This is a genomic window from Paenibacillus sp. AN1007, assembly GCF_040702995.1.
Taxonomy (GTDB): Bacteria; Bacillota; Bacilli; order Paenibacillales; family Paenibacillaceae; genus Paenibacillus.
Genome location: NZ_CP159992.1, coordinates 5,459,220 through 5,485,949 on the forward strand (window position 1 = coordinate 5,459,220; position 26,730 = coordinate 5,485,949).

The 26,730-nt window shown below is 49.7% G+C and carries 14 protein-coding genes, 17 tRNA genes and 3 rRNA genes; 1 reads left to right on the forward strand and 33 read right to left on the reverse strand.

Annotated features, from left to right (window positions below; genetic code table 11):
• The first annotated feature begins 283 nt into the window (after window positions 1-283).
• Window positions 284-2,263 carry a methyl-accepting chemotaxis protein gene (locus tag ABXS70_RS24535; RefSeq protein ID WP_366291570.1) on the forward strand — a complete coding sequence of 660 codons (1,980 nt, stop codon included), beginning with the start codon at window positions 284-286 and terminating at the stop codon, window positions 2,261-2,263.
• Between the two features lie 159 nt (window positions 2,264-2,422).
• Here the strand turns inward: ABXS70_RS24535 and ABXS70_RS24540 are convergent, their stop codons facing one another.
• The 33 genes from ABXS70_RS24540 to ABXS70_RS24700 form a co-directional block, all read right to left on the reverse strand.
• Window positions 2,423-3,451 carry a LacI family DNA-binding transcriptional regulator gene (locus tag ABXS70_RS24540; protein ID WP_366291573.1) on the reverse strand — a complete coding sequence of 343 codons (1,029 nt, stop codon included), beginning with the start codon at window positions 3,449-3,451 and terminating at the stop codon, window positions 2,423-2,425.
• A 115-nt stretch (window positions 3,452-3,566) separates the two neighbouring features.
• Window positions 3,567-4,373: a 5-deoxy-glucuronate isomerase gene (gene iolB / locus ABXS70_RS24545; protein ID WP_342553821.1), complete on the reverse strand. Its 807-nt coding sequence runs from the start codon at window positions 4,371-4,373 to the stop codon at window positions 3,567-3,569.
• Window positions 4,374-4,487: 114 nt separating this feature from the next.
• On the reverse strand, window positions 4,488-5,540 hold the full coding sequence (gene iolG, locus ABXS70_RS24550) for an inositol 2-dehydrogenase (protein ID WP_366291576.1): 1,053 nt from the start codon (window positions 5,538-5,540) through the stop codon (window positions 4,488-4,490).
• 92 nt (window positions 5,541-5,632) lie between these two features.
• On the reverse strand, window positions 5,633-7,108 hold the full coding sequence (locus ABXS70_RS24555; RefSeq protein WP_366291579.1) for a CoA-acylating methylmalonate-semialdehyde dehydrogenase: 1,476 nt from the start codon (window positions 7,106-7,108) through the stop codon (window positions 5,633-5,635).
• Window positions 7,109-7,183: 75 nt separating this feature from the next.
• Window positions 7,184-8,194, reverse strand: a complete 1,011-nt coding sequence (gene iolC, locus ABXS70_RS24560) for a 5-dehydro-2-deoxygluconokinase (RefSeq protein WP_366291582.1) — start codon at window positions 8,192-8,194, stop codon at window positions 7,184-7,186.
• A 147-nt stretch (window positions 8,195-8,341) separates the two neighbouring features.
• Entirely contained in the window at window positions 8,342-9,241 is a 900-nt protein-coding gene (iolE, locus tag ABXS70_RS24565) for a myo-inosose-2 dehydratase (protein WP_366291585.1), read from the reverse strand.
• A 94-nt stretch (window positions 9,242-9,335) separates the two neighbouring features.
• Window positions 9,336-11,201, reverse strand: a complete 1,866-nt coding sequence (gene iolD, locus ABXS70_RS24570; protein WP_366291588.1) for a 3D-(3,5/4)-trihydroxycyclohexane-1,2-dione acylhydrolase (decyclizing) — start codon at window positions 11,199-11,201, stop codon at window positions 9,336-9,338.
• A gap of 506 nt (window positions 11,202-11,707) precedes the next feature.
• Window positions 11,708-11,778, reverse strand: a tRNA-Gly gene (locus ABXS70_RS24575).
• Window positions 11,779-11,791: 13 nt separating this feature from the next.
• A tRNA-Pro gene (locus ABXS70_RS24580) sits at window positions 11,792-11,865 on the reverse strand.
• Between the two features lie 7 nt (window positions 11,866-11,872).
• Window positions 11,873-11,951: transfer RNA gene (locus tag ABXS70_RS24585), tRNA-Leu, on the reverse strand.
• Window positions 11,952-11,972: 21 nt separating this feature from the next.
• Window positions 11,973-12,049: transfer RNA gene (locus ABXS70_RS24590), tRNA-Arg, on the reverse strand.
• A 6-nt stretch (window positions 12,050-12,055) separates the two neighbouring features.
• A tRNA-Gly gene (locus ABXS70_RS24595) sits at window positions 12,056-12,130 on the reverse strand.
• An 11-nt stretch (window positions 12,131-12,141) separates the two neighbouring features.
• Window positions 12,142-12,222 (reverse strand) — tRNA-Leu (locus ABXS70_RS24600).
• 12 nt (window positions 12,223-12,234) lie between these two features.
• A tRNA-Lys gene (locus tag ABXS70_RS24605) sits at window positions 12,235-12,307 on the reverse strand.
• A 12-nt stretch (window positions 12,308-12,319) separates the two neighbouring features.
• Window positions 12,320-12,405 (reverse strand) — tRNA-Tyr (locus ABXS70_RS24610).
• Between the two features lie 6 nt (window positions 12,406-12,411).
• A tRNA-Thr gene (locus tag ABXS70_RS24615) sits at window positions 12,412-12,487 on the reverse strand.
• 20 nt (window positions 12,488-12,507) lie between these two features.
• A tRNA-Phe gene (locus tag ABXS70_RS24620) sits at window positions 12,508-12,583 on the reverse strand.
• A gap of 30 nt (window positions 12,584-12,613) precedes the next feature.
• Window positions 12,614-12,691, reverse strand: a tRNA-Asp gene (locus tag ABXS70_RS24625).
• A 28-nt stretch (window positions 12,692-12,719) separates the two neighbouring features.
• Window positions 12,720-12,793 (reverse strand) — tRNA-Met (locus ABXS70_RS24630).
• A gap of 18 nt (window positions 12,794-12,811) precedes the next feature.
• Window positions 12,812-12,887 (reverse strand) — tRNA-Val (locus tag ABXS70_RS24635).
• Window positions 12,888-12,893: 6 nt separating this feature from the next.
• Window positions 12,894-12,965, reverse strand: a tRNA-Glu gene (locus ABXS70_RS24640).
• 4 nt (window positions 12,966-12,969) lie between these two features.
• A tRNA-Asn gene (locus ABXS70_RS24645) sits at window positions 12,970-13,045 on the reverse strand.
• A gap of 3 nt (window positions 13,046-13,048) precedes the next feature.
• A tRNA-Ala gene (locus ABXS70_RS24650) sits at window positions 13,049-13,124 on the reverse strand.
• 27 nt (window positions 13,125-13,151) lie between these two features.
• Window positions 13,152-13,225: transfer RNA gene (locus ABXS70_RS24655), tRNA-Ile, on the reverse strand.
• 35 nt (window positions 13,226-13,260) lie between these two features.
• A 5S ribosomal RNA gene (gene rrf / locus ABXS70_RS24660) occupies window positions 13,261-13,377 on the reverse strand.
• A gap of 96 nt (window positions 13,378-13,473) precedes the next feature.
• Window positions 13,474-16,416: ribosomal RNA gene (locus tag ABXS70_RS24665) — 23S ribosomal RNA — on the reverse strand.
• Window positions 16,417-16,813: 397 nt separating this feature from the next.
• Window positions 16,814-18,365, reverse strand: a 16S ribosomal RNA gene (locus ABXS70_RS24670).
• Together the 16S, 23S and 5S rRNA genes with 17 tRNA genes alongside form the textbook arrangement of a ribosomal RNA operon.
• Window positions 18,366-19,113: 748 nt before the next feature.
• Window positions 19,114-19,677 (reverse strand): GNAT family N-acetyltransferase, encoded by a 564-nt coding sequence (locus ABXS70_RS24675; RefSeq protein ID WP_342553815.1) that lies wholly within the window; start codon window positions 19,675-19,677, stop codon window positions 19,114-19,116.
• Window positions 19,678-19,736: 59 nt separating this feature from the next.
• A complete protein-coding gene (locus ABXS70_RS24680) occupies window positions 19,737-21,341 on the reverse strand; it encodes a response regulator (RefSeq protein WP_342553814.1) in 1,605 nt (534 codons plus the stop codon).
• Window positions 21,338-23,293: a sensor histidine kinase gene (locus tag ABXS70_RS24685; protein ID WP_342553813.1), complete on the reverse strand. Its 1,956-nt coding sequence runs from the start codon at window positions 23,291-23,293 to the stop codon at window positions 21,338-21,340. Before ABXS70_RS24685 ends, ABXS70_RS24680 begins: the two co-directional genes overlap by 4 nt.
• A 27-nt stretch (window positions 23,294-23,320) precedes the next feature.
• Window positions 23,321-24,169: a carbohydrate ABC transporter permease gene (locus tag ABXS70_RS24690; RefSeq protein WP_342553812.1), complete on the reverse strand. Its 849-nt coding sequence runs from the start codon at window positions 24,167-24,169 to the stop codon at window positions 23,321-23,323.
• A complete protein-coding gene (locus ABXS70_RS24695) occupies window positions 24,166-25,116 on the reverse strand; it encodes a sugar ABC transporter permease (protein WP_342553811.1) in 951 nt (316 codons plus the stop codon). Before ABXS70_RS24695 ends, ABXS70_RS24690 begins: the two co-directional genes overlap by 4 nt.
• Window positions 25,117-25,245: 129 nt before the next feature.
• A complete protein-coding gene (locus tag ABXS70_RS24700) occupies window positions 25,246-26,577 on the reverse strand; it encodes a sugar ABC transporter substrate-binding protein (RefSeq protein ID WP_342553810.1) in 1,332 nt (443 codons plus the stop codon).
• Window positions 26,578-26,730: the final 153 nt, after the last annotated feature.

Sequence of the window (26,730 nt, forward strand, 5' to 3'; positions counted from 1 at the left end):
TCTCAAACCTTATGAGAATATCGCGTTCAGGAAAAAGCGCTAAATTCAAAACGATGTGCAGAACACTATACATTTTGAATGAATAATGACGATATATTTCATATGCCAGAGCTGTTTCTTACACTATGATGATAGTTTGTAATCTGGTGGGGGATTGAGTTGTAACAGCAGTAAGCAAATTTCAACATATTTAAGGGTACGGAAAATGCAGAGGGCGAAAGGGGATCTGCGTCAAGATACGAGTTTCATACACCAGAGAACTACACACTAGGAGGAAATTTAGATGAAGCTCAAACCCAAATTAATGGCAATGTTTCTGGCCGCTGTGCTAATTACTGCACTGCCTCTTGCCCTTCTCGGACTATACCAGATCGAAAATCAAGCTTCCCGTAATGTTGACTCTCTTCTTCATGGATTAATGAATTCAGCAACTAACCAATTGGAAGGCTGGATTACCACCAATGCCAAGGTCGTGGAAACCTTAGGCTTTATTATTGAGCAAGCCGTTCCTGAAGGCACGCTTACAGAAGATTATTTTAAAATAATGAACATGGGAACTAACAAAGAGAATCTATCTGATCTTTATTTTGGCTCCGAAAAAGACGGCACTTTCCTGAATGGATCGGATTGGTCCCCGGACTCTGGCTATGATCCCCGTAAACGCCCATGGTATGAAGAAGCCAAATCGTCGTCTGATCTAATATTCTCTGATCCTTATCAGGATTTGATGACTAAAAAGGTTGCTGTTTCCATGGCTATGCCCGTGCATAACAAACAGGGTAACCTGGAAGGTGTGGTTTCAGGCGTTCTACTGCTCTCCACCCTGACAGACACGGTCAAAAAGATAAATTTGGACGGACTCGGGTACTCCTTCCTAATCGATAAAAATGGGATGCTTCTAGCCCATCCGGACGCTAATATGGTGAACACTTCTGTCAAAGATAATCCAGAACTTCGCCCTTTTCTGACAGATATGCAGAGCAGTGCTTCCGGAGAGCGTCCATTCCATTATAACGGTGAAAACTACCTGTTATTCTATAACCAGATTCCGAGTACAGGCTGGGTAATTGGTTCCGTAATTTCAGAGAAACTGGCCTACGCTGAATTTTATCAGCTGCGCAATAACTATATTTTAATCATTGGCGTGACAATATTGGCTGTACTGGCCGGGGCTTACTGGATTGCTTCGGTCTTCATCAAACCTTTGAGACAGCTTCATCATACCTCCATACAAATGTCGGAAGGTGACTTCACAGGAAGGGTTATGGTGAAGGGAAAGGATGAGTTTGCCGAACTCGGCAGAGCATTTAATCAGATGTCCGATCAACTTGGCATGCTGCTGCGGCAAGTCTCCCGCTCCGCGGATCGGGTACATTCCATCTCAGGTGAGGTGCAGGAGCACACGGAAAATACGAAACGAATCTCAGAGCAGATCTCGATTGCAGCGGATGAGCTGGCTCAAGGATCCAGTACACAGGCTGAATCGGTGTATGATGGATCTGGGCGCCTAGCGGTTATAAGTGACGGTGTTGGCGAAATTAACCACAGTGTAGAACAATCCGTCGAGATGATGCAGGATGCCGCTGAAGCCATGCTGGCAGGTCTACATGCCGTTGATCACCAGGTTGAACTGGCAGACGGCAACCGTCAATCCATCGACCGTGTAGGTGAATCCATTATGCTGCTGACAGACAAGTCTCAGAAGATTGAGGGTATCGTCGCTATGATACAGGGCATTGCTTCTCAAACAAATCTCCTCGCACTGAACGCTTCTATTGAAGCAGCCAGAGCGGGAGAACATGGACGCGGCTTCGCCGTCGTAGCGGAGGAAGTCCGTAAGCTCGCTGAGCAATCTGCTCACTCCGCTAAAGATATCATTATGCTTCTGAATGAAATTCAGACAGCCAGCAGCATGAGCGTTAATGAAGTGCATACGGCTGAACAAGGTATGGAGCAGCAGGTCGCGGCTGTTCATGAGATGCGTGAATCGTTCATACGTATTCAGCAATCGATTGAGGGGATCGAAACTCAGTTGAAACAGGTATCCTCCGCAACCACGGAACTGGATGATAATGCAGGCAAAGTGGCCGAGGTCATCTCCAGCGTTGCCGCTATGTCGGAGCAGAGCGCAGCTTCAACGGAGGAAGTCGCTTCCTCCACACAGGAACAATTCAATTACATTACCAGCATCTCTGAACGCTCGAATGAGCTGGCTGAACAGTCCAAAGCACTGGCAGCTGAAGTGAGAAAGTTCAAAGTGTAGTATGAATTGTCCTGCAGCTGAGCAGACTTGACCGAGCTAGGATAACGTTAATCAAATTGGAGTTAAAACGGAAACGGACCAGAAATCAGAATGAAGGTACAGCAAATAGACCTCAACGTCCACCACAAGGTGTGAGTTGAGGTCTATTTGCTGTAATTACTAACTCTGAACTGCGGGCGCCCGACCTGCCGAATCCCGAACTACAAGTTCAGGCTTGAGCACAATTTTCAGCGCCGCTTTCTGTTCGTCCTTCAGTCCATCCTTGAGTTCATCAATAAGCAGATCAACCGCGTAACGTCCAAGCTCCTCAATAGGCTGAGCAATCGTGGTCAGCGGCGGGCTGGTCACAGAAGCCAGGATCGTGTTGTCAAAACCGATAATGGATACATCCTCTGGAACACGCAATCCGCGCTCTTTGGCCGCTTGAATTGCTCCAATCGCTTGTATGTCATTACAGCAGAACAATCCTGTAGGACGATGCCGCTCGCCAAGCAGTCGCAGTGCCTCTAGTTTGGCAGAGCCCAGATCAGCAGCCGATTCCCGAATCTGATCAGACTCAAGTACATATCCTGCCTTGTTAAGAGCTTCGCGGAACCCGCGTACCCGCTCCTGGCTGCTGCTGACTTTGGACGGCTCGGACAAAACAGCCAGATGGGTATGCCCAAGCTCAAGCAGGTGCTGTGCGGCAAGTTCACCACCAAGCTTATCATCGATTGTGACCGTATGTACGGACAGGGCAGGCATATGGCGGGCAATCAGCGCAACAGGCATGGACTGCTGCAGCAGCGGTGATAGAATCTCTGCATTCTCGATCCCGGTTCCGATCATCATGCCGTCGACTCTTTTTTGCTGCAGCAGATTGAGATACCGCTCTACCCGCTCGTCCTTATTATCCGTACTGCAAATTACCACACTGTACCCCAACTGTCGGCTTCGATCTTCCACGGCTCGAGCCAGCTCAGCAAAATACGGATTGGATATGTCAGGTACGAGCAGACCCAGCGTGTACGTCTGTTTGCCCGTCAAGGCAGCAGCAATCGCACTCGGTTGATAATGAAGACGATCCATAATCTCCATGATCTCGGCACGCCGTTTCTCGCTGATTTTACCTTTGCCGTTAATGACCTGCGAGACGGTAGCAATCGATACCCCCGCCTCGCGTGCTATATCGTAAATGGTTGCTTTCATTGTTTTTCCCCATTTGTGCTATATATAAGTTCATTATACATAGATGATTATTCTCTTCTTATTATGAAGGGGGAATACTGCTTGCGCAATGTGAAGACAGAATTACTTTTACTTTTTACTTTTTGAATAACCACTCATGGTCAGGATCATTATGGAACTTCCAAGTCCGCGTTGGACCTGCCATCACATTCAGATAATAGACTTCATACCCCGGAGGGGCACCTACCGGGTGATACCCATTCGGCACAAGCACGACCTCACCGTTCTTCACGGCCAGCGTCTCATCCACGGAACGGTCATCGGTATAGACACGCTGAATGGCAAATCCCTGCTCCGGCTGCACGCGGAAATAATACGTTTCCTCCAGCAATGATTCATCTGGCAGCGCATCCCGATCATGTTTATGCGGCGGGTAGCTCGACCAGTGGCCGTCCGGTGTGAACACTTCAACGACCAGCAGGCTGTCTGCTTCTTTTTGCTCCGGTAAAATGTTATGGATATGACGCTCCAGATTGCCATAACCGCGGCCTTCCACACCTACATCCTCAGGGGCAATCAAACGCGATGGATACGTGCCTTTACCTGGGGCAGCACAGATCGCAATCTCAAGCTCGGTAAGTGCTGTAATCTCTACCTGATCTGCTGTGGACACATAGACCGAATACGGCGGAATTTTTTCGAAAACGCTCATCCGTTTTCCTATGTTTTCCCATACTTGATCGCGGGTGCTTACATTCGCAAGACCGCTCAGAAGCACCACACATAGCTCCTGTTCTCCGCTCTCCCGGCTCAGCTTCTCCCCTGCTGCCAGCTTCGCTACCTGAAATCCGACGTATTCCCAGCCCGCAGACTCCGGAGTCACGGTTAACAGCGTTCCATCTGCCTCCGGGTTCACAGCAGGTTTTACGATAAGTTCTGACATGCTGTCATTCACTCCTTCCGTATTCATCTAATCTAATCTGAATTGATCCTGTATGACGTGATCGCTTATTTTAACTGATCATAATCATAGAATCTGTCATGCTGCTTCTGTTTTTTATTGGGCTGCTGACTGTGTCTCGCGTGATGCACCCGGAACCTCTACCATCTTCACAGGTCTTCCCTGCTCCATAGACATCTTGGCTGCCAGCGCGATCCGCTCAGCCTGTACAGCATCGTTACCGTCTACTATGACCGGTTTATCATGAATGATGGCATCAATAAAAAGAGCGGTCTCCTGCACATATGCTTCATTGTAACGTTCCAGGAAGAAGTGCAGTGGTTTGTCTCGCATCAGTCCAGATGCTGTGCTGATCTCTGCCGTATTCGGATGATCATTATCTGCCGATGCACTGCCGAGCGAACCGAACACTTCAACACGTTGGTCATATCCGTACACTGCCTGGCGGCTGTTATCAATAACACCAATTGCCCCACTCGCAAACGTCAACGTAACGATGGCGGTATCCACATCGCCATGCTCAGCAAATACCGGATTAATGAGCACCTTACCTTTGGCGTAAACTTCCTCCACTTCACTGCCAGACAAATAACGGGCCATATCAAAATCGTGGATCATCATGTCCATGAAAATTCCACCGGACACCCGGATGTACTCCGCAGGCGGCGGGCTCGGGTCACGTGAAGTAATCTTGAGAATATGGGGATCGCCAATTGTGCCTTCCAGCACATGTGAGCGCACTCTTCTAAAATTGTGGTCAAAGCGGCGGTTAAATCCGATCTGAAGCTTCACGCCAGCCTTTGCTGCAGCCGCTACTGCCGCTTCCGTCTGGGACAAGTCCATACTTACCGGCTTCTCACAGAAAATGTGTTTACCCGCTTGGGCTGCCTGTTCAATCAAAGGTACATGTGTGTCTGTTGAAGAACAGATTAATATGGCATCAATATCTGGCATGGCAATCAATTCACTGCTGTCTTTGGTAACAACAGAGATACCACGTTCGGAAGCCCAAGCCTCCAGTTCGGGTCCTGCAAATAAATCACTGATCGCTGCAATCTCGGCATGCGGGTTGCGCAGCAGGTTGTCTGCGTGGATTTTGCCGATACGTCCAGCACCGATGATGCCAATTCTTACTTTGTCCTTGCCCATTCCGTTATCCTCCCTATTTGCATCCCTAAGGTGTCTGGGAGCTGAGCATTCACTCAGCCCCCTTTTGTGCATATGTGCTGTGCTTTAGACGATTACCAGCGAGTGGTTACCATTTTCTTGCGAGTGTAAAACTCAACACCATCGGTGCCATTAGCATGCAGATCCCCATAGAAAGATTTCTTCCAACCGGAGAATGGGAAGAAAGCCATCGGTGCAGGGACGCCCAGGTTCACTCCGAGCATGCCTGCATCAATCGTTTCACGGAACTGACGCATATTCGCACCGCTGCGCGTGAACAGACATGCTCCGTTTGCAAAGTCCGAGCGATTCGCGAGTTCTACTGCTTCTTCCAACGTTTCAACTCTTGCTATGGATAGTACTGGAGCAAAGATTTCATCTTTCCAGATTTTCATCGTGCTGTCTACATGGTCAAATACGGTTGGCCCTACAAAATAACCGGAGCCGTCTGCCGCCTGATCCTTGCGCCCATCACGAATCAATGCTGCGCCTTCCTGTTCACCCGATTCAATGTATCCCAGCGTACGCTCTTTGTGAGGACCACGGATTACCGGACCCAGGAATACGCCTTCGTCCATGCCGTTACCGATGTTGATCCGGTCAGCTGCTTCCACCAGCTTTTGCACCAGAGCATCGGCCACATCGCCAACAGCAACAACTACAGAACAAGCCATGCAGCGTTCGCCAGCTGATCCAAAGGCCGCACTTGTGATCTCTTTCACGGTCAGATCAAGGTCAGCATCCGGCATAACAATAGAGTGATTTTTCGCGCCAGCCAGTGCCTGAACACGTTTACCGTGTGCGGAAGCTGTTTTGTAGATATATTCTGCAACAGGCTGTGAGCCAACAAAGGAAATGGCAGCTACTTCTTTGTGTTCCAGCAGTCCGTTTACAACGTCATGTGCACCATGAACGATGTTAAGCACGCCGTCAGGCAGCCCTGCTTCTTTGAAAAGTTCTGCCAAACGTCCTGCCAGGAGCGGAGTACGCTCGGACGGCTTCAGAACAAATGTGTTACCACAAGCAATCGCGAGCGGGAACATCCAGCAAGGTACCATCATCGGGAAGTTGAACGGCGTGATTCCTCCGATGACCCCGATTGGGTAACGGTACATGCCTGATTCCAGTCCTGTAGCGATATCAGGCAGCTGTTTGCCCATCATGAGGTTCGGGGCACCTGCCGCGAACTCAACGCACTCAATACCGCGTAATACTTCGCCATAAGCTTCCGCATAACTTTTACCATTTTCCAATGTAACCAGTTTCGCCAGCTCTTCCCAGTGCTCTACCAGCAGCTGCTGATAACGGAATAGAATGCGGGCACGGCGAGGAACCGGTGTGGTGCTCCATGATTTGAATGCTGCCCGTGCAGCCTGCACTGCCTGATCGACATCGGCTTGTTCAGACAGCGGCACGTAGGCAATAATCTCTTCTGTTGCCGGATTAACGACTGCTTCAGTTCGTGTTGTCGTCGGGGTTACCCAAGTACCCCCGATCCAGTTCTGTACATTCGTCACTGCTGCAGATGCTTCTGAAGTTCCTTTTCCCATGTGTGCTGTCTCCCCTCGTTTATGTGCATCACTTGCTTGTAGAATGCTGTATTTTATAATTGACTGTGCAGTTCATTAAGATGGAATAATTTCGCCCCGGTCACAGCGTTCGATATAATCATTTACCTGCTCTACGGTTGGCATCGCATCCGAGCAGCTGTGGCTGGAGATAACAATACTTGCTGCCGCACTTCCGTAGCTCATACTGCGCTCAATCGTCCAGCCCTGCATTAAGCCGTAGAGGAATCCTGCAGCGTATGAATCGCCTGCACCGAACGTTTTCACAACACGAGCAGGGTAACTGTTTGCCCGATGTGAGAGCCCTTCACGTGTATATGCGATGGAGCCTTCTTTTCCGTGCTTGATGACAACAATGTTGGCTGAAAAATCAAACCATTTTTGTGCTGTCACCTGATCGCTATGATCCGGATTATTTTCAAATGTCTCCATCATGTCGAACTCTTCCCGTGTGCCCAGGATGATGTCGCATTTCTCGGCAGCAAGGTTGTAATAAACGGCTGTCTCTTCATCCGAAGTCCACGTGTATGGACGGTAGTCCAGATCAAACACGATGACCGTGCCATGTTTTTTCGCGTAGGTCAGGGCTTGAATGACGGCTTCCCGTGATGGACTCTGCGCAAGAGCCGTACCGGAGATCAGCAGCACTCTGGAATCCGCAATCAGCTGCTCCTGTACCTCGCTGGCCTGTAATAACAGGTCTGCTGCATTATCCCGGTACATCAGGATACTGCAATCTGTGGGACTCTTAATTTCGGTAAAAGCAAGTCCGGTTACTGCCCCGGTGTTGTCGGTCACTACATTGGAGGTGTCGATCCCGTTCTTCTCCAGATAGCTTTGGATGAATCTGCCCATCTGGTCACCTGCAATTTTGCCGATGAAGGCCGTTTCCATTCCAAGTCTGGACATGCCGATCGTAATATTGGCCGGAGAACCACCAACGTATTTGGTGAACGTCATTGTCTCTTCCATCGGACGGTTGATCTCATTGGCATTCAAGTCGATGCACAAGCGGCCAATGGCAGTAAAATCCTTTTTCCTCGATGCTGGAAAGGATACATAAGTCATTGTGTTTGAGCCCCTTTCTATGGTGGAATCTCGTTTGATTAGGAGATGATATCTACTCCAATGACATGAATTGATGTTGGATCATTCTTCTTTGCTGCATATAAAATCTATTTTCGCAATTATAGATGCTCGATTGGTTAACTGTCTTCAGCGCTGGTAGAGAGACTCCATGTAGCTCAGGGAACGTTTTGCATACTCATACGGATTATGAATCGCAGGGTCCTGCTCTCCTTCCAGCATCGCCCAGCCGTTATATCCACGAGTGATCAGTTCCTGCAGAATGGGTGCAAAATCAATGCATCCATCTCCTGGTACAGTGAATACCCCCCTGCGAATACAGCCAACAAAGTCTGATTGCTCCGCTCGTGCCTGATCCAGCACATCCGGGCGAATATCCTTCAGATGGATATAGGCAATCCGATCGTAATGTTTACGCAGTACCTCAAGCGGATCAGCGCCGCCATAGTAGGCGTGGCCTGTATCAAAAAGCAGGTATACTAGAGAAGGATCTGTCAGCTCCATTAAACGATCAATTTCCTCTGGTTGTTCGACAACTGTGCCCCCGTGATGGTGATAAGTGAGCTTAAGTCCGTACTCCTGAGCAATGGCTCCGGCCTGGTTCAGGCCTTCAGCAAGAATATGCCATTCGGCATCGCTGAGTCTAAGCACTTCTTTTTCATGCGGTGTCCGTCTTGGATCAAAGTGAAGTGACCCTCCTACCTCAGCTGTGCTGATCACCTTGCTGCCCATGGACTGAAGGAATTCCGCGTGTCTGCGATAGTCGTCCAGCTCTGCTTGGCGATATGCTGGATCGGAGAAGAGCACTGATTTCCACTGCGAGATCAGATTAATATTTCGCTTGCTCAGCTCCTCACGCAGTGCAGCGGGGTCGGTCGGATATTTGCGTCCCATCTCAGTACCCGTCAATCCCAAACGCTGAATATCGTCCAAAATTTGGGCGCATGTTGTATCATCACCATGTTCTTTTACATCTTCGCCGACCCAATTGATCGGATGAATCCCAAGCTGGAATGGCAGCTTGCTCATGATTCCACGGCTCCTTTTGTTGTTCAGCTTTGTTAGACCTTGTGGATCTTGTTACATAAATATGGAATAAATGCAGGATTATCTGAATAGCAGACTAAACAAGTTTTGCTTTGCCGCGATTTGTTCTCATCGCCTCATGGGCACGAACTACCTTTTCCTCAACAGATACTTCAGGTACGCCGACATTCCACCATGACTCATATCCGCCTGTATTGGTTCCAGGGACGACAGGGATCTCAATCAACGTAGTCACCGTTTCATTTTTGGCATCACGAAGTGCCTGCTCCAGCTGTTCAGCGGTTTCCGCTCGATAAGCTTTCGCTCCCATACTGCGAGCATGAGCCGCAAAATCCATCGGCATATAATCGCCAGTCAAACGTCCGCTCTCTGCATCTCTGTAGCGGAACTCGTTACCAAATCCATCACTGCCGTGTTCACGCTGCAGATTATGAATGCACTGGAAGCCGTTATTGTTAAATAAGAGGACTGTCATCTTCTTCTGTTCCTGCAAACTGGTAACCAGTTCGGAATGCAGCATCAGGTAACTGCCGTCTCCTACCATGGCGTATACTTCGCGATCGGGCTCTGCAAGCGCTGCGCCGAAGGCACCACTAACCTCGTAACCCATACAAGAGAAACCGTACTCCATGTGGTATGTTTTCGGTTCAGCCGAACGCCACAGGCGGTGTAGGTCTCCCGGCAGGCTTCCTGCCGCACATACAATCACCGATGATGGATCAATTGTCTGATTTACTATACCAATGGCTTTCGTCTGTGCCAGCCCGGCTTCATGCTCGGCAGCGTAGAGACGATCCACTTCGGTATTCCATTGATTACGAAGATCAACAACCTCAGATGAACCATATGCACTGCGGTACTGCTGTGCTTGCAATTCCTTCTGCAATGTTTGTAACCCCTCACGTGCATCTGCCAAGATGGCTTCTCCGCCTAACTTGGCGGCATCCATGCTGTTCAGGTTAATATTAATAAATTTTACTTCCGGGTGTTGAAAAGCGGCATGTGACGCCGTAGTAAAATCAGAGAATCTTGTTCCTATACCAATCACCACATCTGCTTCTTTCGCCAAGCGATTGGCTGCCAGAGATCCGGTAACCCCGATAGCCCCCACATTAAGCGGGTGGTCCCAAGATACTGCACTCTTGCCTGCCTGCGTCTCAGCAATCGGAATACCAAAGCTCTCCGCGAACTCGATCAGTTGTGCGGATGCTTCAGAGTACAGTACTCCACCGCCCGCAACGAGCAGCGGCTTTTTGCTGCTGGCAATCTGCTGCACTGCACGTTCAACAGCCGCCGGAACAGGAGGCCGGCGATCCAGGTAATGTACCTTCCGGGCGAAGAATGCCTCCGGATAATCATATGCTTCTGCCTGTACATCCTGAGGCAGTGCCAATGTGACAGCTCCTGTCTCGGCCGGGTCAGTCAGTACACGCATAGCATGTGTGACAGCAACCATGAGCTGTTCCGGACGCACGATGCGATCCCAGTATTTGCTGACCGCTTTGAACGGGTCCGTAGCGGATATCGTATAGTCGCTGCTTACTTCAAGCTGCTGCAGTACCGGGTCCGGCTCACGTGTAGCAAAGTTATCTCCAGGTAAAAGCAGTACCGGAATCCGGTTCACCGTTGCTGTCGCTGCCGCAGTGATCATATTTAATGCACCAGGGCCGATCGACGTTGTGCAGGCATAAATCTGCTTACGATTCTTTTGCTTGGCATAAGCTGCAGCTGTATGCACCATGCCCTGTTCATTTTTTCCCTGTATATAAGTCAGACTTCCAGGACTCCGCTCCAAGGCTTCACCAATCCCGGTTACGTTCCCATGTCCAAATATTCCGATAATGCCTTTAACAAACTTGGTTTCTACCCCATCTACCGAAATATACTGCTGATCCAGGTATCGAAGTAGGGCCTGAGCCATCGTTAATCGAATTGTTGTCATGAATTAATCGTCATCCTTTCCTTTACGGGTTAAGCGCTTAATCTAAGTTAAGTTTAAGCGCCTTACCCCTAAAGGTTAAGCGCTTAATTCATATGGTATTACAGGCTGGGTATTTTCGCAAGCTATTTTTGTAAGCGTTTTATTAAAATTAGTGATTATTTGCGTAAACAAGCTGGACAATATGGAGTTTTAAACACTGTTCTCTCTTTGATTGCGAAGACAAGATATAGAGTAATATGAGGAGGAGTCAACGGTTCTATTGTCTTTTGATATGCTTTCTTCCTTAGAGGTAAAAACACGCTGTTGAACAGGTGACATTCAATCATGGGTATTCATGGACTTAACACGAGGGAGTAGAAGGTATGGCTGAAGGAAAGACCTGAAGAGTTATAACGAAGGCTCCCCTATGCATAGCGGGTACACAATATAGGAATAGGGAATTAGACTTTTCCACGCAAAAAAAGAAAGAGACAGCAGATCCTGTCTCTTTCTTCTTCAATATATTAAGCGGGTGATGGGAATCGAACCCACGCTATTAGCTTGGAAGGCTAAAGTTCTACCATTGAACTACACCCGCATAAACAAAAAAATCGGGATGACACGATTTGAACATGCGACCCCCTGGTCCCAAACCAGGTGCTCTACCAAGCTGAGCTACATCCCGTTAGACATACCGGCGAGAGGACTCGAACCTCCACGGTTTCCCACTCGATTTTGAGTCGAGCGCGTCTGCCATTCCGCCACGCCGGCGTAGATTAGATTAAGTTATAATGGCGCGCCCTGAGAGATTCGAACTCCCGGCCTTTTGATTCGTAGTCAAACGCTCTATCCAGCTGAGCTAAGGGCGCAAATATTGGAGCGGAAGACGGGAATCGAACCCGCGACCCTCGCCTTGGCAAGGCGATGCTCTACCGCTGAGCCACTTCCGCAAAATAAGGGATGCGCGTGGAGGGACTTGAACCCCCACGTCAAAGACGCTAGATCCTAAGTCTAGTGCGTCTGCCAATTCCGCCACACGCGCATATAGTAAAAGTGAGTCATGAAGGATTCGAACCTTCGACACCCTGATTAAAAGTCAGGTGCTCTACCAGCTGAGCTAATGACTCATATAAGAAAACTGGTGGAGGATGATGGATTCGAACCACCGAACCCGTAAGGGAGCAGATTTACAGTCTGATGCGTTTGGCCACTTCGCTAATCCTCCATAAAGTGGTGCCGGCGAGAGGACTTGAACCCCCAACCTACTGATTACAAGTCAGTTGCTCTACCAGTTGAGCTACACCGGCGTATCAAATTGTTGTTTACATGGTGGCTCGGGACGGAATCGAACCGCCGACACGAGGATTTTCAGTCCTCTGCTCTACCGACTGAGCTACCGAGCCATATTAAAACTTACTCCAAGATACATTTAATGGCGGAACCGACGGGATTCGAACCCGCGATCTCCTGCGTGACAGGCAGGCATGTTAGGCCAACTACACCACGGTTCCAGATCACTTTCGGTTAGGAAAGCTGCAATTGCGGGGGCAGGATTTGAACCTGCGGCCTTCGGGTTATGAGCCCGACGAGCTACCGGGCTGCTCCACCCCGCGTCATTAATAAAAAATATATGGTGGAGGCTGAGGGGATCGAACCCCCGACCCTCTGCTTGTAAGGCAGATGCTCTCCCAGCTGAGCTAAGCCTCCGTAATATGACCCGTAGGGGATTCGAACCCCTGTTACCTCCGTGAAAGGGAGGTGTCTTAACCCCTTGACCAACGGGCCTTAATGGCTCCCCGAACAGGACTCGAACCTGTGACAACTCGATTAACAGTCGAGTGCTCTACCAACTGAGCTATCAGGGAAAATGGTGGAGCCAAGCGGGATCGAACCGCTGACCTCCTGCTTGCAAGGCAGGCGCTCTCCCAGCTGAGCTATGGCCCCATACATGTACTTCTTATTTAGTTACTATGGGCCTTGGTGGACTCGAACCACCGGCCTCACCCTTATCAGAGGTGCGCTCTAACCAACTGAGCTAAAGGCCCCTATCACTCGAAAAAAAATACCCCAACGGGGTTCCGCTTGGCGGCGTCCTACTCTCCCAGGACCCTGCGGTCCAAGTACCATCGGCGCTAGAGGGCTTAACGGTCGTGTTCGGGATGGGTACGTGTGGAACCCCTCCGCCATCGCCACCAAACGCGATTGGTCGAAGCATAGCTTCTTCCATTCATCAGAGTTATTGTTCTCTGAAAACTAGATTCGAAACGAAACCTACGCGACTCAAAACCTGCTATTGGATAAGCCCTCGACCGATTAGTACTGGTCAGCTCCATGCATTGCTGCACTTCCACCCCCAGCCTATCTACCTCGTCGTCTTCAAGGGGTCTTACATACTGGGAAATCTCATCTTGAGGGGGGCTTCACGCTTAGATGCTTTCAGCGCTTATCCCGTCCGTACATAGCTACCCAGCGGTGCTCCTGGCGGAACAACTGGTACACCAGCGGTACGTCCATCCCGGTCCTCTCGTACTAAGGACAGCTCCTCTCAAATTTCCTACGCCCACGACAGATAGGGACCGAACTGTCTCACGACGTTCTGAACCCAGCTCGCGTACCGCTTTAATGGGCGAACAGCCCAACCCTTGGGACCTACTTCAGCCCCAGGATGCGATGAGCCGACATCGAGGTGCCAAACCTCCCCGTCGATGTGGACTCTTGGGGGAGATAAGCCTGTTATCCCCAGGGTAGCTTTTATCCGTTGAGCGATGGCCCTTCCATGCGGTACCACCGGATCACTAAGCCCGACTTTCGTCCCTGCTCGACTTGTAGGTCTCGCAGTCAAGCTCCCTTATGCCTTTGCACTCTTCGAATGATTTCCAACCATTCTGAGGGAACCTTTGGGCGCCTCCGTTACTCTTTAGGAGGCGACCGCCCCAGTCAAACTGCCCACCTGACACTGTCCCCGTACCCGCTAAGGGCACCAGGTTAGAACCTAGATACGATCAGGGTGGTATCCCAACGGTGCCTCCACACAAGCTGGCGCTCATGCTTCAAAGGCTCCCACCTATCCTGTACAGATCGTACCCAAATTCAATATCAAGCTGCAGTAAAGCTCCATGGGGTCTTTCCGTCTTGTCGCGGGTAACCTGCATCTTCACAGGTATTAAAATTTCACCGGATCTCTCGTTGAGACAGCGCCCAAGTCGTTACGCCATTCGTGCGGGTCAGAATTTACCTGACAAGGAATTTCGCTACCTTAGGACCGTTATAGTTACGGCCGCCGTTTACTGGGGCTTCGGTTCACAGCTTCGGATTGCTCCTAACCACTCCCCTTAACCTTCCAGCACCGGGCAGGCGTCAGCCCGTATACTTCGCCTTACGGCTTCGCACAGACCTGTGTTTTTGCTAAACAGTCGCTTGGGCCTTTTCACTGCGGCCCCCTCGTGCTATTCACACTACCGGGGCACCCCTTCTCCCGAAGTTACGGGGTCATTTTGCCGAGTTCCTTAACGAGAGTTCTTCCGCGCGCCTTAGAATTCTCTTCTCGCCTACCTGTGTCGGTTTGCGGTACGGGCACCTTCATCTGGCTAGAGGCTTTTCTTGGCAGTGTGAGATCATGACCTTCGCTACTGTAATTTTCACTCCCCATCACAGCTCAGCCTTCCGATGTGCGGATTTGCCTACACATCAGCCTTACTGCTTGGACAGGCATCCATCAGCCTGCGTCACTACCCTACTGCGTCCCCCCATCGCTCGTAACGATTTACGGTGGTACAGGAATTTCGACCTGTTGTCCTTCGACTACGCCTTTCGGCCTCGCCTTAGGTCCCGACTTACCCTGAGCGGACGAGCCTTCCTCAGGAACCCTTAGGCTTTCGGCGGATCAGATTCTCACTGATCTTTTCGTTACTCATACCGGCATTCTCACTTGTATAATGTCCAGCGCTCCTTACGGTACACCTTCAACCCTTATACAACGCTCCCCTACCCCTGATGCAAGCATCAAGCCATAGCTTCGGTGGTGTGTTTAGCCCCGTTACATTTTCGGCGCAGAGTCACTCGACCAGTGAGCTATTACGCACTCTTTCAATGATGGCTGCTTCTAAGCCAACATCCTGGTTGTCTGTGCAACTCCACATCCTTTCCCACTTAACACACACTTGGGGACCTTAGCTGATGGTCTGGGCTGTTTCCCTTTTGACAATGGATCTTAGCACTCACTGTCTGACTCCCGGAAGTAAGTCTATGGCATTCGGAGTTTGACTGAGCTTGGTAACCCTTGCGGGCCCCGCACCCAATCAGTGCTCTACCTCCACGACTCTGTTTTCCGAGGCTAGCCCTAAAGCTATTTCGGGGAGAACCAGCTATCTCCGAGTTCGATTGGAATTTCTCCGCTACCCCCACCTCATCCCCGCACTTTTCAACGTGCGTGGGTTCGGGCCTCCAGTGCGTGTTACCGCACCTTCACCCTGGACAGGGGTAGATCACCCGGTTTCGGGTCTACGTCCACGTACTCATTCGCCCTATTCAGACTCGCTTTCGCTGCGGCTCCGGCTCTTCACCTTAACCTTGCACGGGAACGTAACTCGCCGGTTCATTCTACAAAAGGCACGCCATCACCCTGTTGACGAACAAGTTCGCAACATAGGGCTCTGACTTTTTGTAAGCACACGGTTTCAGGTTCTATTTCACTCCCCTTCCGGGGTGCTTTTCACCTTTCCCTCACGGTACTGCTTCACTATCGGTCGCTAGGAAGTATTTAGCCTTGGCAGATGGTCCTGCCGGATTCATACGGGGTTTCACGTGCCCCGCACTACTCGGGATCCGTCTCGGAGGGAACAGACTTTCAATTACAGGGCTTTTACCTTCTTTGGCGGGCCTTTCCAGACCTCTTCGCTTAACCGGTTCCTTTGTAACTCCATGTGAGACGTCCCACAACCCCAAAGAGCAAGCTCTCTGGTTTGGGCTTCTCCGCGTTCGCTCGCCGCTACTGACGGAATCACTATTGTTTTCTCTTCCTCAGGGTACTTAGATGTTTCAGTTCCCCTGGTATGCCTCTACACAACCTATGTATTCAGTTGTGAGTAACTGGATATTACCCCAGCTGGGTTTCCCCATTCGGACATCCCCGGATCAAAGCTTGCTTACAGCTCCCCGAGGCAGTATCGTTGTTCGCCACGTCCTTCATCGGCTCCTAGCGCCTAGGCATCCTCCGTGTGCTCTTAGCAGCTTAACCAGATTGCTCCGGTTTCGTTTGCTCGCTTCCCTTGTTTTGCTTACGCAAAGCCAAAAGTCGCTCCCACCCGATACCATCGCAATTGCATTTAACTACCGTTTTTATTGAAACTTGTTTAACACAAGTTCAGCTAAAAAGGAATGTTCTAATTCGCGTTTGTTTCGTTTCGATATCTAGTTTTCAAAGAACAAATCGGTTTCTTCGGTCCGTTCACCATCGGTGTCCGTCGAAAAAACGAGATGATTGAGAGTTTGAGCTCTCAAAACTGAGCAACGAGTGAGTAGTTTGCTCTTCATTTCATCCACACCTGAAGTGATGGACCGAAATGAATCGCTGTTGCAGGTTCAAAGAACCTGCTTATTTGAATGTCTTCATTGCAGAAGACGATTCTCCATAGAAAGGAGGTGATCCAGCCGCACCTTCCGATACGGCTACCTTGTTACGACTTCACCCCAATCATCTATCCCACCTTCGGCGGCTGGCTCCTTGCGGTTACCCCACCGACTTCGGGTGTTATAAACTCTCGTGGTGTGACGGGCGGTGTGTACAAGACCCGGGAACGTATTCACCGCGGCATGCTGATCCGCGATTACTAGCAATTCCGACTTCATGCAGGCGAGTTGCAGCCTGCAATCCGAACTGAGACCGGCTTTTTAGGATTGGTTCCACCTCGCGGCTTCACTGCCCGTTGTACCGGCCATTGTAGTACGTGTGTAGCCCAGGTCATAAGGGGCATGATGATTTGACGTCATCCCCACCTTCCTCCGGTTTGTCACCGGCAGTCACCTTAGAGTGCCCACCCGAAGTGCTGGCAACTAAGATCAAGGGTTGCGCTCGTTGCGGGACTTAACCCAACATCTCACGACACGAGCTGACGACAACCATGCACCACCTGTCTTGAATGTCCCGAAGGAAAGGCACATCTCTGCACCGGTCACTCAGATGTCAAGACCTGGTAAGGTTCTTCGCGTTGCTTCGAATTAAACCACATACTCCACTGCTTGTGCGGGTCCCCGTCAATTCCTTTGAGTTTCAGTCTTGCGACCGTACTCCCCAGGCGGAATGCTTAATGTGTTAACTTCGGCACCAAGGGTATCGAAACCCCTAACACCTAGCATTCATCGTTTACGGCGTGGACTACCAGGGTATCTAATCCTGTTTGCTCCCCACGCTTTCGCGCCTCAGCGTCAGTTACAGCCCAGAGAGTCGCCTTCGCCACTGGTGTTCCTCCACATCTCTACGCATTTCACCGCTACACGTGGAATTCCACTCTCCTCTTCTGCACTCAAGTCACGCAGTTTCCAGTGCGATCCGGGGTTGAGCCCCGGGATTAAACACCAGACTTACATGACCGCCTGCGCGCGCTTTACGCCCAATAATTCCGGACAACGCTTGCCCCCTACGTATTACCGCGGCTGCTGGCACGTAGTTAGCCGGGGCTTTCTTCTCAGGTACCGTCACCTTAAGAGCAGTTACTCTCTCAAGCGTTCTTCCCTGGCAACAGAGCTTTACGATCCGAAAACCTTCATCACTCACGCGGCATTGCTCCGTCAGGCTTTCGCCCATTGCGGAAGATTCCCTACTGCTGCCTCCCGTAGGAGTCTGGGCCGTGTCTCAGTCCCAGTGTGGCCGATCACCCTCTCAGGTCGGCTACGCATCGTCGCCTTGGTGAGCCGTTACCCCACCAACTAGCTAATGCGCCGCAGGCCCATCCCCAAGTGACAGATTGCTCCGTCTTTCCAGTTTCCTTCAGGCGAAGAAAACAAGTATTCGGTATTAGCTACCGTTTCCGGTAGTTGTCCCAAGCTTGAGGGCAGGTTGCCTACGTGTTACTCACCCGTCCGCCGCTAACCATCCGAGAAGCAAGCTTCTCTTCAAGTCCGCTCGACTTGCATGTATTAGGCATGCCGCCAGCGTTCGTCCTGAGCCAGGATCAAACTCTCCAATAAAGATGAATTTCGTCAGCGTGCTTAAACGCTGTGAAGCTCATCGGGGTATTGAAAAGAGCGATAAGCTCATTTTGAATCTGACGAGATTAAAAATCTCATTTTGCTTTCGAAATTATACAGTCCGAAGACGTGTACCGATTTCTCAGCGTCGATCTTGCAAGCAAGATCGATACTCACTCGTTGTTCAGTTTTCAAAGATCAAACTTGTTTCGCCGCCGAGTTTCTTTCGCTTCAGCAACTCTTATATCTTATCACGTCCGAACCAACTTTGCAAGCTCTTTTTTTCAAGTTTCTTTCGAAGCTTGTTTTTCATTTGCTTGCCGCACCGTGTAAACTGTGTTTTCTTGGCCGGATTTAGAATATACCATAACAGTCCGCTAGTTGACAACTTGTAAAATATACCATTTTATCTGAATCAGCATTTTACATCTCTTTCTCTTCATTTTCGCTATTAAAGCTTTTAACGGACAAGTACGTTATACTCCCCTTTTAGAGCAAACTCACTGCATAACACATAGAAGTATGAAGGTCTCATTTTTTCATATATTAATATATTCATTCTTTATTGCATCACTAATGCATGAGTTATAATCTACACTACAAAAGATATCTCACCTCACACCGCTAAAGATATCTCCACAACAAGATATCCACCCACAGCACAAGATGGAGCTTCACTCACTCCTTTTTCAGAACGGTTCTATTCATATAGTAATAAAATTGATGATATCTTCTGCTCAGCGAGAGGTCACTCATATCCATCTATCTCAGCTGCAAATCTCCCCATTACAATGGTATCGTAATATCGTCCATCAGCATGCCTGCGATCCCGCTTGAGTACACCTTCAATCTCAAAACCATTTTGCTGATACAACTTCACTGCCTTTTCATTTGTGGCAAGCACTTTTAATGCTACCTTTTCGATCCCATTTCCATCTGCCCATTGCAAAGAGTGTTTCAACAGGTTTTTACCTATACCGCATCCCCAGAAAGACTTGGCAACACATACGCCGAACTCCACTTGATGTGAGAAACGCTTCAGCTCTGATCCGGCGCATCTGCAGTACCCAGCAATGTCACCTGATACTACAGCAACCAGAAACAGGTTCGTGCTCTTTTCCGCATCCATACGTATAAGCTCTCTGAAACCAGCCGCATCAAGGTAAGCCTCTCCTGCTTCGCGATCCATATTTTCCGTTTCCCCGTCCAGCTGCACACGAAGTGGGCATAAGGCAGCAGCATCCTTTTCCTCGGCTGAACGAATGGTATAATGAATACCCCCGATAGTATACTCTTGTTGATCAATCACCATATAAGCTAATCATTCCTTTCATACTTAAGATGGAACACCTTCTAACTCCGCTTTCTATATTAACCAACCTCGGACGGGCTTTTCCCCGTTATCATCTTAAACACCTGACTAAAATACGTTGCATTGCGGAAACCCGTCATCTCACTCACTTCATATACCATATAATGTCCGGACTGCAAAAGCTCCACTGCCCGCTGGATACGGTATCCATTCAGATAGCTCACAAAATTCTCTCCAGTCACCCTTTTGAACAGCTGGCTCAAATATTTGGGATGTACAAAAAGGCTTTTCGCAATCGTCTCGAAACTGATCTCTTCCGTGTAATGCTCCTCTACATATTGTTTCACTTGTGCAATGAGTTTGTTGCTCTTCTTCTCTCCCATCTCCTTCCGGATTTGTCCCAGCCATCCCTGAATGACGCTATCCATCCAGCTTGTCAGATCATGCAGCGCGTACTTCGACTGTATTTCACGCAGGAAGTCACTCATCGTGAGCGGTGGTGTCAGCATGGGGTGCTGTCTTCTCCAACTATGCATCATTGTATCAAATAAACTAACAGCAACCACTTGGGCATCCTGAATGCTCGTACAGTTCCCTTCCTGCAGCAATTGGAGTATGTGAAGCCATACCTCTTCTGCCAAGCTGGTCCGCATGTCCGTCCAGGCCTCATTCCACTGATGAAGCAGCAAAGAATAATCCGTCACACTCCGTTCCGTCCCCTCCGCTTCCTCATATGGATACAGCTGGCTTCCACCTTGGAATTCTGCTCGCTCTACCGCTTCCCTGCTCTCCAGATATGAGTCAATCACCTCACAGGGATGATTCTTTACCCGGCCGATCCCTGCGCTAACCTCAATCTTCAGATACGTAAAGATCTGATCAATGATATCACCTGTCAGAGTCTGAAGTTCCTCCAAACAGTCTCTATCGCCCAGCATAAGCAGGACAAAGACCTGATCCGAATAATCAACTATCTCCACCCGACAGTCCAATATCCGAGATGCCTGTTCCTTTACCGTTTCCTGAATAATATCGGCTGCCCCGTAGCGCAGCAGCTGCCAGTCCCGTTCTTTCATTCTTGTCATAAAACCCGGGCGATTCAGCTGCAGACTGACGACACGAACCTGAGAGCACATGCGAAACCCAACATATTCCATCCGGGCCTCGGGTAATTCATCTGCTCGGTACCGGGTGGTGAGCAGTTCATGCAGCAGCTGTTTGCGCAGATACGGCAGCACCCGCCCTGCTTCCTGTCTATACGTTCGCTCCAGGCGCTCATGCCGCTCCCGTACATCTTGTTCCAGCAGTACCTCCCGCAGTACAGACTCAATCTCCTCCACCTCCGCCGGCTTCAGCAAAAAGTGATTCACGCCCCAGCGCATAGCTGCTCTGGCGTTCTCGAACTCGTCATATCCGCTGAGGATGATGATCGGCAGATGGGGATAGTCACGCCGCAGCGCCTGCGTCACCTCAAGTCCAGTCATACCCGGCAAGTACACATCGGTCATGACCAGATTAGGGCGCTCGCGGCGGAATAGCTCCAGCGCTTCTACCCCGTTTGCAGCTGTACCTGCAATGCTCAGTCCCAGGGAGGGCCAATCGATATGCTCGGTCAGTGCTTTGATAATATGTGGGTCGTCGTCGACAAGCATAATGGTCTTCATCCTTTTTCACCGTCCAGCCACAGATTTAATTGCTCTTCGGTCCCAATACGCGGCAGCGTAATTTTCACTTCCACGCCGCCTGAACTTGCATTACTCAACTGCACGCCATACCTGTGTCCGCAGTAGAGCTGTATGCGCTGATGCACATTGCGTACACCGATACCTCTTGAATCATCCATACTCCAACCATCCGGCAAACCTTGGCCATTATCCTTGATACGTATCATAACATCAGAAGCAGGACCATCATCTGGGTCCATGTGCACCTGAATGTGAAGCACTTCTCCTTTGGGCTGTCCGTGCATCACGGCATTTTCGATAAAAGGCTGCAAAATAATCTTGGGAATATAACATCCGCGAATACGTGGATCAATACGCTCCTCATACTGGATCGAAAACGGCAGCCGCTCGGATTGGATACTGACATAACACCGGGCATGTTCCAGTTCATCCCGCACACGGATAAACAATTTGCCCCCGCTCAGCCCGATTCGGAGCAGCTTGCTGAGCTGCACAATCATACGGCTGATGTCCTTGGCTTCATAATCGAGGGCACGCCAGTGAATCATATCAAGTGTATTGTATAAGAAATGGGGTTTGATCTGAGCTTCAAGCAGACTGGTCTGAGCTTCCCGTTTCGCACGACTCTCATCCTTCACTTGTTCCATCAGCGCTGTAAGCTGTGAAGCCATATGGTTGAATCCATAAGCCAGATGAGCGTACTCCTCCGTAAACGACAGCTGTACCCGGGTGTCGAAGTCTCCCTTTTCAAGCTGTCTCATTCGTTTGATCAACTGCCGCAAAGGTCGGATAATCTGCCGCACAAACAAATACGCCAGCACAGCCGAGCACAACAAACCAAGCAAAACGATACCAAGAATCTGCCAACCCGCCTGACGAACCGGAGACAAAAGAGTGTACACAGGGATGGTCTGCACAAGACGCCACTGCAGCATAGCAGGTCTGGAGTACAGCACCAATTGAGCACCTCCAGGCTTACCCGATACCACTTCGAAGCCGTCCTCCCCAGGCCGTGCATGCTCCTGAATCCAAGCACTGTCTATAATAGAAGAAGGAGCAGCGACAGGATCACTCGTTACCCTCATCTCTTGTCTCAAATCCCATGAATCCCCTTGACTTCTCGGATTCTCCTGATTAACCTGTTCCGTTCGTTCCAGCCCGGCGGCTGATTCATCCATAGGTAATGGATCTGACTGTTCAGCGTCCTCCGCTGCCGGATCAGCTTTCCCCATCTGCATGACTATATTGCCCGCGGTATCAACCAGCAGCACTTTGCCATCCAGCACCATCGGTACGTCAGCAAATCTGCGTACGATATCCGCTCTGCTCAGACGAATAAGCACATAAGCGACCGTCCCGCCCCGGCTGTCAAAAATCCGCTGTGCATATCCAACCAAAGATTGGCCGGATTCGTTCTCTCGAAGCGGGACCCAGGCTGCATCTGCTTTTTCCAGCGCAGCATACCACGAATCGTTCCCAATAGTATCTATAGGAAAAATACGGTCAGCCATCGTAACGTTCACTCCGTTGAAGGCATCCGTATACAGCTCAATCGAGGTTATCCCTTCACTTACCACCATCGTATGATCCAGAATTCTGGAAACCTCTCTCCGCTGATGAATCTGTGCCAGCCTGCCCGCATGGGTCGTTTCAAGCAAGCTCGACAACTCTCTGCTGCTTGCCAGTCCATAAGCTGTGCCCGTCACTCCTGTAATAAAATCAAACCCCCGCCTGGTGCTTTCATTTAAGAGAGCAAGACGCGCCTTGCTGATTTCGGTAAATGTGACTGCAGAGAAGGATTGATAGGCAAGCCAAACAATGACCGAGACGAGCATCAGATTAAACGCAATAAAGCAAGTCACCATCAATGTGGAGAGCTTGCTTTGCTGCAGCTTTTGATGAATATAGACAGACCATCTTGTTTTTCGCATACGGAATCAACTCGTTTCGTCTTGGAATTACCCTTTGAGCCCAGAAGTCGCGATTCCTTCCACGAAGTACTTTTGACACACGATAAATACGATAAAACATGGCACAAGGGATAACACAGACATTGCAAACATCGGACCCCAATCGGACTGTGAGCTGGAATCCAGGAACAGACGCAGTCCCAACGGAACGGTATACTTGCTCACGTCGCTCAGGTAGATTAACTGACTGAAGAAATCATCCCATGTCCACAGGAACGTAAAGATCATCGTCGTTACAAGTGCCGGAAAAGCGAGCGGGATAATGATTTTGGTATAGATTCTCACCGGACCGCATCCATCAATGGTCGCTGCTTCATCCAGTTCCCGAGGTAATCCCCGGAAAAACTGCACCATCAGGAAAATGAAGAATGCATCCGTTGCCAGCCATTTTGGTACAACAAGCGGTAGGTACGTATTCACCCACTCCAGCTGATTAAAGAGAATATACTGCGGAATCAAGGTGACATGGTGCGGCAGCATAATCGTCATCAGCATCAGCCCGAAGCAGATCGCTTTGAAGCGAAAGTTCAGCCGTGCGAACGCGTAAGCTGCCATCGAGCAGGAGATCACATTGCCCAGCACAGCTCCCAGCGACAGAACGACGGAGTTCGTCAGGAATTTGGAAAAGGCATTGCCCTGAGCGCCGGACCAGCCCGTCACATAATTTTGCCAATTCCACTCCTTCGGCCAGAACCAGGTCTCCGTAAAAATCATATGCCCTGGCTTGAACGAGCTGCCCAGCATCCACAGAACCGGATAAAGCATGAGAAATGCGATGCCTGAAATCAGTACATGTTTGGTGACAATCCAAGCTGCCGAGTTACGTTGTCCAATCATGATTTCCCACCATCCTCATAGTGTACCCACAGCTTGCTGCTGCGGAATACGAGCAGTGTAAATACGCCAATCAGGATCACCAGCACCCATGCCATGGCAGAAGCATACCCCATCTGGAAGAAGGAAAATCCTTTTTTGTATAGATACAAAGAGTACATTAATGTTGAATTCACCGGACCCCCACTGCCGTTACTGATGATGAAAGCCTGTGTGAAGGATTGGAAGGACGTAATCAGCTGCATGACCAGGTTAAAGAAGATGACAGGTGACAGGATCGGCAGCGTGATATAGAAAAATCTTCGCATCGGACCCGCACCATCTACGGCTGAAGCTTCATCGTACTCCGGTGGAATCTGTTTGAGTCCTGCCAGGAAAATGATCATGGATGAACCAAACTGCCATACGGACAACAATACAATGGAATACAGTGCGTACTTCGGATTGGCCACCCAGTCAGGTGCTTTAATGCCTACCATCGCCAGTACACTGTTGAGCAATCCGTCACCACCCAGCATTTTACGCCATAACATCGCGATGGCTACGCTGCCTCCCAGCAATGTCGGGATGTAGTACACGGTGCGGTATATGCCAAGTCCGCGAATACCTTTGTTAAGCAGCATGGCGACAAACAAGGCAAAAATGAGTTTAAGCGGAACAGATACCGCTACATAGGTAAATGTCACCTGAAGTGACTTGCCGAACAGTTTGTCAGAAGTAAACATCGTGACGTAGTTATCCAGACCGACCCAATTCGGGGCGGCCAGGATACTGTAGTCGGTAAAGGAAATGTATAACGAAGCAAGCATGGGACCCAGGGTCAGGAATACTAATCCGACAAGCCAGGGAGCGAGAAATAGAAGGGCGGCTCCATTATGAGCGTATCGACGTTTCACCCGCCGGGCGGCTACTTTCTCGATTCTGGCTTGACTGACCTGTGATGTCGTCATTTTCGCAACCTCCCCGCATTATTTGAAGTTAATTAGAACGGTTCCTGCCAGTTGTATCTGTAGATATGTCTACAAGACATATCTACAGATACAGGTCAAACTCATTTACAGCTGCAGGTTCTAGTCTCTTTACTGGCTTGATCCAAGCGCTGCATTGGCTCCTTCAATAAATTGGGCAATGATGTCTTCCATACTGCCTTGGCCAAAAGCAATCTGTTCGCTTGCACTTTTGAAACTCGTGTCTACTTCAGCAAATCCCTGCGGGTATGGCGGGCTGATCTCACTGGAATGCATTGATACGGTATCAATGAATTGGAAAATGACTTTCTCTCCTTCGGACAGCTTCGGCTGCAGCTGCTCACGGATGCTTGCATTGACTGGCACACCGCGCTCGGATCCGAGAATCGCCGTCGCTTCCGGGTCATTCACCATAAAATCAATGAACATAGCCACTTCTTTTGGATGTTTGGATTTGGAATAACCAGACATGAACTGACCTGGTTTCAGATACTCACCAATTCGTTTTTCGTTCACGCCATGCGGCAGCACTTGAATGCCCAGTTTATGATCCTGGTTTTTGTTCACTTGTTGGAATGTAAGCAGCTGGTTGGACCACGCAAAATCCATGGCAGCAGTACCCAAAGAAATCGGTCTGGTTTCGAGTGCATTCGTGGTGGAAGCTGCAACTTCCGCAGATGTAGCCCCTCTGTTCTCACGAAGTGCAGCCCACATCTCAAACCACTGCTTCAATTGATCATTTGTCGCTGTCATGGTGCCATTTTCAAACAATCCTTTGCCGGATTGCCGCACAAATACCTCAAACATGTTCGTGGCACCCGAAATGTCTGCCGATCCGTAGAACCCCTCTCCCTTCGCTGCCGCAATCTTGGCTGCAGTCGCTGAGAAGTCCTCCCATGTCCAGCTTTCCTTTGGCTCTTCAATGCCGAGCTGCTGGAATAATGTTGCATCATATATGACACCTGGTGCATTGACCCCCAGGGTGATGGCATATAGTTTATCGTCGATCGATCCGGCTTTGATCATGCTCTTGTCGTGATCCTCGATACGCAGCTCTTTATCTGCATATGGCGTCAGGTCAAGCAGTGCACCTCGCCGCGCAAAGTCTGTCAGAAATGCATAATCCATCTGGATGATATCCGGAGCGTTCGATCCGGCGACCTGCGTCGTCAGTTTGTCAAAATACCCATCCCAGCCTGAATATTCAGGTTTAATCGTGATGCCTGGATGTTTCTCTTCAAACAGCTTGATCACTTTGGTTGTCAGATCATGTCTGGTCTGTGATCCCCACCAGGTCATGCGCAGTTCAATTTTGTCGGAAGCACCGCCTTGGCCTGACTCACCGGAAGATGACGGTGTGCTTGAGGTTCCTCCAGAACAGGCTGTAGCGAATAATAACAGGGACAGGCAGAACAGGGTTACCCACTTTTTGGTGATGATCATGAATGAATTTCCTCCCCTTTTTGCTTATATGAAATCGCTTACAAAACTATTGTAATCGTCTGTCACTGCACATGACATAAACAAAAGTAAGCTATCCTTTCAAAAAAGTAAGGGGTTAACCGGAAAGAAAAACCACCGGAAACCACATTTCCG

What these genes read in the sequence shown, in the direction of transcription:
- ABXS70_RS24690 (WP_342553812.1), bottom strand. Translation starts at nt 24,169, where the DNA reads ATGATTGGACAACGTAACTCGGCAGCTTGGATTGTCACCAAACATGTA.
- ABXS70_RS24685 (WP_342553813.1), bottom strand. Translation starts at nt 23,293, where the DNA reads ATGCGAAAAACAAGATGGTCTGTCTATATTCATCAAAAGCTGCAGCAA.
- ABXS70_RS24555 (WP_366291579.1), bottom strand. Translation starts at nt 7,108, where the DNA reads ATGGGAAAAGGAACTTCAGAAGCATCTGCAGCAGTGACGAATGTACAG.
- iolC (WP_366291582.1), bottom strand. Translation starts at nt 8,194, where the DNA reads ATGACTTATGTATCCTTTCCAGCATCGAGGAAAAAGGATTTTACTGCC.
- ABXS70_RS24700 (WP_342553810.1), bottom strand. Translation starts at nt 26,577, where the DNA reads ATGATCATCACCAAAAAGTGGGTAACCCTGTTCTGCCTGTCCCTGTTA.
- iolG (WP_366291576.1), bottom strand. Translation starts at nt 5,540, where the DNA reads ATGGGCAAGGACAAAGTAAGAATTGGCATCATCGGTGCTGGACGTATC.
- iolD (WP_366291588.1), bottom strand. Translation starts at nt 11,201, where the DNA reads ATGACAACAATTCGATTAACGATGGCTCAGGCCCTACTTCGATACCTG.
- ABXS70_RS24535 (WP_366291570.1), top strand. Translation starts at nt 284, where the DNA reads ATGAAGCTCAAACCCAAATTAATGGCAATGTTTCTGGCCGCTGTGCTA.
- iolE (WP_366291585.1), bottom strand. Translation starts at nt 9,241, where the DNA reads ATGAGCAAGCTGCCATTCCAGCTTGGGATTCATCCGATCAATTGGGTC.
- ABXS70_RS24695 (WP_342553811.1), bottom strand. Translation starts at nt 25,116, where the DNA reads ATGACGACATCACAGGTCAGTCAAGCCAGAATCGAGAAAGTAGCCGCC.
- ABXS70_RS24540 (WP_366291573.1), bottom strand. Translation starts at nt 3,451, where the DNA reads ATGAAAGCAACCATTTACGATATAGCACGCGAGGCGGGGGTATCGATT.
- ABXS70_RS24680 (WP_342553814.1), bottom strand. Translation starts at nt 21,341, where the DNA reads ATGAAGACCATTATGCTTGTCGACGACGACCCACATATTATCAAAGCA.
- ABXS70_RS24675 (WP_342553815.1), bottom strand. Translation starts at nt 19,677, where the DNA reads ATGGTGATTGATCAACAAGAGTATACTATCGGGGGTATTCATTATACC.
- iolB (WP_342553821.1), bottom strand. Translation starts at nt 4,373, where the DNA reads ATGTCAGAACTTATCGTAAAACCTGCTGTGAACCCGGAGGCAGATGGA.